The sequence below is a fragment of the Monashia sp. HAY1-2A genome (assembly GCF_056755315.1).
Genome location: NZ_JBNDHY010000185.1, coordinates 1 through 7,969, shown reverse-complemented (window position 1 = coordinate 7,969; position 7,969 = coordinate 1). Strand labels below are relative to the sequence as shown.

The 7,969-nt window shown below is 72.7% G+C and carries 7 protein-coding genes and 1 pseudogene; 4 read left to right on the top strand and 4 right to left on the bottom strand.

The window, feature by feature from the left end; all coding sequences use genetic code 11:
• A partial coding sequence (locus ACPYOM_RS19545) for a transketolase C-terminal domain-containing protein (protein ID WP_481347227.1) occupies window positions 1-670 on the top strand: 670 nt, incomplete at its 5' end.
• A 139-nt stretch (window positions 671-809) separates the two neighbouring features.
• On the opposite strand, the gene ACPYOM_RS19540 is transcribed toward ACPYOM_RS19545, so the two are convergent.
• Both ACPYOM_RS19540 and ACPYOM_RS19535 read right to left on the bottom strand, forming a co-directional pair.
• The gene (locus ACPYOM_RS19540) at window positions 810-2,765 is read right to left on the bottom strand and encodes a helix-turn-helix domain-containing protein (protein ID WP_481347226.1); all 1,956 of its coding nucleotides are present in this window, start codon (window positions 2,763-2,765) and stop codon (window positions 810-812) included.
• A 37-nt stretch (window positions 2,766-2,802) separates the two neighbouring features.
• Window positions 2,803-3,651, bottom strand: coding sequence for a 3-hydroxybutyrate dehydrogenase (locus ACPYOM_RS19535; protein WP_481347225.1), 849 nt, complete (start codon window positions 3,649-3,651; stop codon window positions 2,803-2,805).
• 245 nt (window positions 3,652-3,896) lie between these two features.
• Between ACPYOM_RS19535 and ACPYOM_RS19530 the strand changes: the two genes are divergently transcribed.
• The 3 genes from ACPYOM_RS19530 to ACPYOM_RS19520 are packed head-to-tail and all read left to right on the top strand — an operon-like array spanning window position 3,897 to window position 5,805.
• The gene (locus tag ACPYOM_RS19530) at window positions 3,897-4,070 is read left to right on the top strand and encodes a hypothetical protein (RefSeq protein WP_481342632.1); all 174 of its coding nucleotides are present in this window, start codon (window positions 3,897-3,899) and stop codon (window positions 4,068-4,070) included.
• Window positions 4,067-4,855: a cytochrome b N-terminal domain-containing protein gene (locus ACPYOM_RS19525; RefSeq protein ID WP_481347224.1), complete on the top strand. Its 789-nt coding sequence runs from the start codon at window positions 4,067-4,069 to the stop codon at window positions 4,853-4,855. The genes ACPYOM_RS19530 and ACPYOM_RS19525 overlap by 4 nt, the downstream gene beginning before the upstream one ends.
• Window positions 4,852-5,805: a hypothetical protein gene (locus ACPYOM_RS19520; protein WP_481342630.1), complete on the top strand. Its 954-nt coding sequence runs from the start codon at window positions 4,852-4,854 to the stop codon at window positions 5,803-5,805. Before ACPYOM_RS19525 ends, ACPYOM_RS19520 begins: the two co-directional genes overlap by 4 nt.
• 84 nt (window positions 5,806-5,889) lie before the next feature.
• Here the strand turns inward: ACPYOM_RS19520 and ACPYOM_RS19515 are convergent, their stop codons facing one another.
• Both ACPYOM_RS19515 and ACPYOM_RS19510 read right to left on the bottom strand, forming a co-directional pair.
• On the bottom strand, window positions 5,890-6,912 hold the full coding sequence (locus tag ACPYOM_RS19515) for an NHL repeat-containing protein (RefSeq protein WP_481347223.1): 1,023 nt from the start codon (window positions 6,910-6,912) through the stop codon (window positions 5,890-5,892).
• 278 nt (window positions 6,913-7,190) lie between these two features.
• Window positions 7,191-7,969 (bottom strand): annotated as a pseudogene (locus tag ACPYOM_RS19510) (UDP-N-acetylglucosamine 1-carboxyvinyltransferase); the annotation flags it as partial.

Sequence of the window (7,969 nt, the reverse complement as noted above, 5' to 3'; positions counted from 1 at the left end):
GCTCATGGACTGCGCCCTCCACCGGGCGGGAGTGACCTTCGTCCTCGACCGGGCCGGCGTCACCGGCAGCGACGGTGCCTCGCACAACGGCATGTGGGACATGACCCTGACCTCGGTCGTGCCGGGCCTGCGCCTCGCGGCCCCCCGTGACGGCGAGCAGGTGCGACGCCAGCTGCGCGAGGCGCTCGACGTGTCCGACGGTCCGACCGTCATCCGTTTCCCCAAGGGTGACGTCGGCGACCCGCTCACGGCCGAGCGCACGATCGGCGACGTCGACGTGCTCTTCGAGAACGCCGGCGAGGCCGTGGACCTGCTCGTCGTCGGGGTCGGTGCCTTCGCCGGGCTCGCCGGCGAGGTGGGGGAGAAGATCGCCGCGCACGGGCGCACGGTCCGCGTCGTCGACCCCCGCTGGGTGCTGCCGGTCAGCGACACCGTCGTCGACCTGGCCCGGCGGGCCGGCACGGTCGCGGTCGTCGAGGACAACCTCGTCAGCGGCGGCGTCGGTGCGGCGGTGACCCTGGCCCTGCGCGAGGCGGGGCTCGACGTGCCGGTGCGCACGTACGGCATCCCGAAACGGTTCCTCGACCACGGCTCGCGCGGGCAGGTGCTCGAGGAGCTCGGCCTGACCGCCGACCAGGTCGTCGCCGACCTCGAGCCCCGGCTGGCCTGACGCCGGAAGGTCGCCCCTCGGTCGAGGTGATACCTCGCGCCGGCGCGCGACGCCGCACCTCCATCCGACGCGACCGGCCCCGGGTCGAGGTGATACCCCGCGCGCCGGAGCGCGACGATCCACCTCGACCGCGCGGGCCTCAGCCGGGGGACTGGAGCGCTCGCAGCCGCAGCGCCAGCTGCAGCTCGAGGGCGTGGTCCGGCTGCTGCCACGACGCCCCCAGCAGGGCCGCGATGCGCTCGAGCCGCTGCGACACCGTGTTGACGTGGACGTGCAGCGTGCCGGCGGCGTGGCGGGGGCTGCCACCGGCGGCGAAGTACGCGGCCAGCGTGCCGAGCAGGTCGGTGCCGCGTCGCTCGTCGTAGTCGATGACCGGGCCGAGCAGCCGGTGCACGTAGTCGTCGACGTCCGGTGCCGAGCCGACGATGAGGCCGGCGAAGCCGAGCTGCGTCGCCGCGGCGCCCTGGCCCCGGTGCCCGAGAGCGATGAGCGCACCGACGGTACGAGCGCCCTCCTCGTGGGCAGTGGGGATGGCGTCGACGCCCTCGAGCGGCCCGACGCCCGCCACGGTGACGCAGGTCCGCCGCCCGATGCGGGCCGCCACGGCGCGGGCCAGAGCGTCGGCGTCGGTGCCGGGCACGAGGGCGACGACGTCGCCGTCGTGCGAGCCCACGAGCGCGCTCTCGTCGGTGGCCGCGCTCGCCGAGATGAGCAGGGCGCGGTGGCCGTGCGGGTCCTCGCCCCGCAGGACGAGCAGGCAGAACGGACGGTTGGGGTCCAGGCCGGCCGCGCGGGCCAGCTGGAGTCGCTCCTCGTGGCTGCCCCGGGCGCTGACGAGGTCCGAGACGAGACGGTTGCGTGCCGACTGGCGCGCGTCGGCGGCCTGCCGCTCGAAGAGCAGGACGAGCGCCGTGACGACGCCGGCGCGTTCGACGGTCCGCTGCTCGGACTCGCTCAGCCGTCCGAGGCCGCCGACGACGAGGGTCCCGAGCCGTTCGCGCGCTGCCGTGACGGGCAGGACGTACATGCCCTCGCGCTCGACGAGGCGCCCGGTGCCCTGGCCGGGGACGCTGGACAGGAGGTCCTCGAGGAGGCCGACGCGCCCCGACCCCGGCTCCGGCGCCGGGCCGGCGGTCCCGATGCGGGCGCCGTCCTCGTCGACGAGCACAGCCCAGCCACCGAGGAGGTCGCACAGGGCCCGGGCGACGTCGTCGACGCCGCCGCCACCGAGCACGAGCGAGGCGAACCGGTCGTGCGCGGCCGCCGCGCGCTCGATCCCCTCGGCGTACCGGCGCACCGTCTCGTGCGCCTCCGACAGCTGCGCCAGGGCGTTCTCGGCGTCGGCGAGGGCACGGGTCTGCACGAGAGTGACCGCGGCGAGCGTGGCGAGGTTGCCGAGGAGCGCGACCTCCTCACGGGTGAAGGGCCGGGACGAGCGGTTGGCGGCGAACAGCACCCCGACGAAGTGGGACTCGACGATGAGCGGGGTGCCGCAGATCGCGATGATGCCCTCTTCGCCGACGGCACCGTCGATCGCGGCCGTGTGGCGGAACCTCTCGTCGGACCAGTAGTCGGCCGTCCAGTACGGCTTGTGCGTCGATGCCACGAGCCCGCCGAGGCCCGCACCGAGGGCGAGGCGCACCGACTGGAACGCCGCGGACACCGACCCGTCCGTCGCGCGCATGAAGGTGTCGCCTGCCTCCGGGTCGTAGAGCGTCAGGTACGCGAGGTCCGTGCCCACGAGCCGGCGGGCGCGCCGCACGATCGCGTCGAGCACCTGCGCAGGGTCGTGCTCGGTGGCCAGCTCACGGGCGGTGTCGAGCAGGGCGGCGAGGCCGGCCTCGCGGTGCAGGTGCACCTCGCGGGAGGCGGTGATGCGCAGCGCGAGGTCGCGGGCGCCGGCCGGGGCGGGAGCCGCCGCGACCTCGGCGACCGGCGCGTCGGTCGCCAGCAGCTCGAGCAGCCGCATCAGCCGCCCGGCCTCCGAACCGTCGTCCGGGACCGCCGAGAGGACCGGGGGGAGGTCGTGCTGGAGGTCGCGTCCGAGGTCCTCGGGGACGTCCTCGGACGCGTCGGCAGGGCTGTGCGTGGCCACGGGCAGATCCTAGGCAGTTCGTCGGGAGGCCGGACCCTCAGTGCGCCGTCCAGCCGCCGTCCATGGAGAACGACGTGCCGTTGACCGACGCCGAGGCCGGCCCGCAGAGGAACAGGGCGAGGGCGGCGACCTCCTCGGGCTCGACGAGGCGCTTGACCGCGACCGGCTCGAGCATGACCTTCGCGACGACCTCCGACTCGGGGATCCCGTGCGTGCGGGCCTGGTCAGCGATCTGCTTCTCCACCAAGGGAGTCCGCACGTACGCCGGGTTGATGCACGTCGAGGTGACTCCCCGCGGCCCACCCTCGAGGGCCACGACCTTGGACAGGCCCTCGAGGCCGTGCTTGGCCGTGACGTAGGCGCACTTGAAGGGGCTGGCCCGCAGCCCGTGCACGCTCGAGACGTTGACGACGCGGCCCCAGCCCTGGGCGTACATGTGCGGCAGGGACTGGCGGATGAGGCGGAACGGTGAGACGAGCATGAGGTCGAGGATGAGGTCGAAGCGCTCGAGCGGGAACTCCTCCACCGGGCTGACGTGCTGGATGCCGGCGTTGTTGACGAGGATGTCGACGTCGGTGGGCAGGCTCGCGAGGCCGTCGAGGTCGGCGAGGTCCGCCATCACGGGAATGATGGCGCCCCCGTCAGCACCGTCGCTGCGGTCGGAGCCGTCTGCCAGGGTGCGCACGCCGTCCCCGTCCCGGTCGACGGCGTGGACGGTGGCGCCCGCAGCAGCGAGAGCCCGCGCGACGCTTGCGCCGATGCCGCTCGCGGCGCCGGTGACCAGCGCCGTGCGCCCGCTCAGGTCGATCGGTTCGTTGACCGCCCGCCGGCCTGGGCCGGGGCGGTCGGTTGCTGGGTCGCGTGCGTCGTCGCGGGCGCCGGGCATGCGGGAAGGCTAGGGGAGCCGACTGCTCGGCACCTGTGTGGTCCCCGAACACAAAACGCGCGAAGTGGTGTGGAGGGCGCGGTGGGCGTCGAACCGACTGGCCCTCCATCGGGGCGTGGCTGTGAGGAGGCTGCAAATGTGCCGATGCACCCGCCGGCCGCCGGTGTCGGACCTACTCTGACAAGACGTAGTAGATCGACTGGTGCAGGGGCGACTCACAGTTCCTTCCGTCCAGGAGGTCTTCGATGTCCACCGTGTTCTTCACAGCAGGAGAGCCGACGCCCGCAGGTGCTGTCGTCCAGTGGGGCTTCATCACCGTCACGGTCGCCAACCTCGTCACGATCCTCGTGATGCTCCTCGTCTTCGTCCTTGCGGTCCTCCTGCCCTTCCCGGGCTCGCAGGGGGAGGACGACCGATGAGCTCTCGGGCAGCACCGTCGAGCCCCGCACCGAGCCCCGCGGCGGGTGCCCGCACCACGTGGACGGGCAGGCTGAGCGGGTGGATCGAGGGGCTCGTCCCCAAGGGGCAGTGGCTGCCCGACCGCCAGCCGGCATACGTGGCCTCGTGGGTGTACGTCTTCGGCGTCGCCTGCCTGGCAAGCCTCGTCGTCGTCATCGCGTCGGGTCTGGTGCTCACGCTCGGCGGCCTGACGTGGTGGCACTCGAGCTCCGTGGGACGGTTCATCAACTCCATGCACCTGTGGAGCGTCGAGCTGTTCTTCGCGACGATGGTGATCCACCTGTGGGGCAAGTTCTTCATGGCCGCGTGGCGCGGCCACCGTGGCCTCACGTGGGCCACCGGCGCCCTGGCCTTCTTCGGTTCGCTGGGCACCGCCTTCACCGGCTACCTGATCCAGACCAACTTCGACTCCCAGTGGATCAGCACCCAGGCCAAGGACGGGCTCAACGCCGCCGGCATCGGCGCCTACTTCAACGTCATGAACGTGGGGCAGATGGTGCTGTGGCACGTCTCGCTCCTGCCGCTCGTCGTCGGGGTCATCGTCGGCCTCCACCTGCTCCTGGTTCGGCGCCGTGGCGTGGTGCCGCCCATCGGCGCCGAGGCACCCGCCGAGGTCGTGCAGCCGGAGTCGCCGCTGCCCTCGGCACCGCCTGGGAGCTCGGCACCCACGGGCCCCGCTCCCACGTCCGCCCCTGAGGACAGCCGCCCGCAGCGCACTCGCACGGGAACGGGGGTCAGGCCATGACCGCCGTACGCGTTCCCCGGAGCCAGCGACGGAGCGCCACGTGGGCGCCCGACTCGCACGACTTCCCGACCCGGCGCTACGACCTCGTCAAGGAGTTCGTCATCGCGCTGGGCGTCATACTCGTGCTGACCCTCGTCGCGGCCATCGTCTTCTCCTCACCCGACGACCCGGCGATCTCGCTGCAGCAGTGGGCCCAGCAGGCGCCGAACGACGTGGTGGCCACGGCAACCGGCGAGCTGGCCGGCACCACGACCTCAGCCGGCTACGGGCCGCCCTACAACACCGCGGCCGACGGCCAGACCCTCGGCCCGGTCAACCTGCAGAAGCTCCCCGGCGTCACGGAGCCGGTCGACTCCGCCAACGACTTCGTCATCACCCCCTTGCGCACGCTCTCGTCGCAGCCGCTCGTGGCAGCGGCCCTGCGTCGATGGTCGGCCGCGACGCCGGACCAGCAGACGAAGTGGGCGCAGGCCTACTCCGACGCCCTGGGCAAGGCGCCCGACGGCGACCCGGCCAAGGTGGCGACCGGTGACTACGGCCCGGTGCCGGTCCTGGCGCAGGGGGTGCTGGCGCTCGCATCCAGCGGTGCGCTGGAGGGCCTGCTGACGTCGAGGACCAGCTTCTTCGGCGTCAACAGCACCAAGCCGCTGCTCCTGCTGGCCGACGGTTCGCACCTCGAGGACCAGGCCCGCGCCCAGAACCTCGGCGGCGACCAGTGGGGGATCATGAACGAGACCGGCAACTATCCCGGCCAGCCGTGGCTGTGGCTCTACACCCTCTGGTACCAGGTGCCCCCGTTCTCGACGTCCGACAACGCCGACGTGCAGGTGTGGGCGCTGATGATCCTGCTCAGCATCGGGTTCGTCTGTATCCCGTGGATCCCGGGACTGCGGACCCTGCCGAAGCATCTCGGGGTGCACAAGCTCATCTGGAGGCAGTATCGGCGTTAGGCAGCGCCGACGCCTTCAGGCCGCGCCCTTCAGCCGGACGCCTGCAGCCAGGCGTCGGGCTGAAGGAGCGTCGGGCCGGAGTCGTCAGGCGGGCGTCATCCGGAGGATGACCCGGGCCTGGTCGTCGGCGACGTAGAGGGCGCCCGAGGGCGTGACGAGCAGGCCCTGGGGCTCGATGAGGCCGCTGCTCACGAGGACGGTCGAGGGGCCCCCACCACCGGGCCAGCGCAGCACGTCGTGGCGGGTGTGCCGCACGTCGGTCACGAGCAGGTTGCCAACGGCGTCGAAGGCGACGTCGTCCGGCATGGCGGCCTCCGCTGCGCGGACCCGCGAGCCCCCCGGACCCAGCCGCCAGACTCCACCGCCGCACTCGTCGGCGACGTAGACGTCCCCGTCCGGACCGACGGCGGCGCCGACGGGGTGGACGAACGCGCTCGCGAGGACGGTCCGCGACCCTCCGTCGGGCGAGAACCGGTAGATGGTGCCGGTCACCGGGTCGGGGACCACGAGGGTGCTGGTGGTCGCGTCCCACCCGATCCCGTCGACGCCCTGGTGGCACGTCGCCTTGACGGACGTGCCCGGCAGGGCGGCGAGGACGGTCGGCGTCGACTGGCCCGGGCGGAACTCGACGAGCCGGTTCGCGTCCTCCTCGGCCACGACCATGCTCCCGTCCGGCAGGAACACCATGCCCTCGGGGCCGGGCAGCCCTCGGTGCAGGACGGTCGCCGAGCCGTCGGCATTGAGCCGGCTGATGGTGCCGAACGCGTAGTCGCTGTAGAGGAGGGCGCCCGACGGGTCGAGCACCAGGTCGTCGGGATGGTCGGCGCCCCGGTGGACGACCTGGACCCGATAGCTCGCCGGCGTCGGGGCGCTCGTGCTCGTCGAGGCGCGCGCAGAGGAGGCGGGCCGGGACGGCGTGGCCGTATGCGTGGGGCCGGCGGACGGCATGCCCGAGGACGGGCTGGTCGTCGGCGGGTCGCTCGTGCTGGTCCGGGTACTGACCGTCCCGCCCTGGGGGGCCTGCGTCGGGGCCGGGGAACCGCCCGTGCAGCCGGCGAGCACGAGCCCGAGGCCGACGACGGCGGCGAGGGACGCGCGAGTCCTCATGCGTCGACGCTAGGTCGGGCATCTGTGACCCGCCGGGGAGGCGGCTGCAGGTGCCCGACGTGCTGCGTCAGAGACCGAGCTGCTCCAGCCCGACGGCAACGGCGCAGAGGGTTGCGGCAAGAGCGCTGGCGGTGCGACGCATGCTGGACTCCAGTGTCGTGAGCGGTCGGGTTGTTGACCGCTCGGGCGCCGGGCCAGCCGGCTCCCGAGGCTCGGTGTAACACCGGCCCCGGAGGACGCAAGGGTTGCGCGCCGCCCGGGGCCGGCTCGTGTCCGGCTCAGATGTCGCGGAAGACCTCGATCGTCGCGCCGAGGCGGTTGAGGCGCTCGGCCAGGTCCTCGTAGCCGCGGTTGATGACGTAGACGTTGCGCAGCACCGACGTGCCGGGGGCCGCGAGCATGGCGAGGAGGATGACGACGCCGGGACGCAGCGCCGGGGGGCACACGACCTCGGCCGCGCGCCACCGCGTCGGGCCCTCGACGATGACCCGGTGCGGGTCGAGCAGCTGGACGCGCCCGCCGACCTTCGTCAGCTCGGTCAGGTAGATGGCCCGGTTCTCGTAGACCCAGTCGTGGATCATCGTGCTGCCCTCGGCGACGGCCCCGATGAGCGCGAAGAACGGCAGGTTGTCGATGTTGAGGCCCGGGAAGGGCATCGGGTGGATCTTGTCGGTCGGCGCCGTGAGCGGGCCGGGGATCGTCGTCAGGTCGACGAGGCGCGTCTTGCCGTTGGCGGACGTGTACTCGGCGGAGAGGTCGTACTTCATCCCCATGCCCTCGAGCGTCGCGAGCTCTATCTCGATGAACTCGATCGGGACGCGGCGGATCGTGATGGCCGAGTCGGTCACGACCGCCGCGGCGATGAGGCTCATCGCCTCGATGGGGTCCTCGCTCGGCGAGTACTCGACGTCGACGTCGATGGTGGCGCGGCCGTGGACGGTAAGGGTCGTCGTGCCGATGCCCTCGATGCGCACGCCGAGCTTCTCGAGGAAGAAGCACAGGTCCTGCACCATGTAGTTCGAGGACGCGTTGCGGATGACCGTCTCGCCCTCGTACC

What these genes read in the sequence shown, in the direction of transcription:
- ACPYOM_RS19535 (WP_481347225.1), bottom strand. Translation starts at nt 3,651, where the DNA reads ATGCCCGGCGCCCGCGACGACGCACGCGACCCAGCAACCGACCGCCCC.
- ACPYOM_RS19530 (WP_481342632.1), top strand. Translation starts at nt 3,897, where the DNA reads ATGTCCACCGTGTTCTTCACAGCAGGAGAGCCGACGCCCGCAGGTGCT.
- ACPYOM_RS19525 (WP_481347224.1), top strand. Translation starts at nt 4,067, where the DNA reads ATGAGCTCTCGGGCAGCACCGTCGAGCCCCGCACCGAGCCCCGCGGCG.
- ACPYOM_RS19520 (WP_481342630.1), top strand. Translation starts at nt 4,852, where the DNA reads ATGACCGCCGTACGCGTTCCCCGGAGCCAGCGACGGAGCGCCACGTGG.
- ACPYOM_RS19515 (WP_481347223.1), bottom strand. Translation starts at nt 6,912, where the DNA reads ATGAGGACTCGCGCGTCCCTCGCCGCCGTCGTCGGCCTCGGGCTCGTG.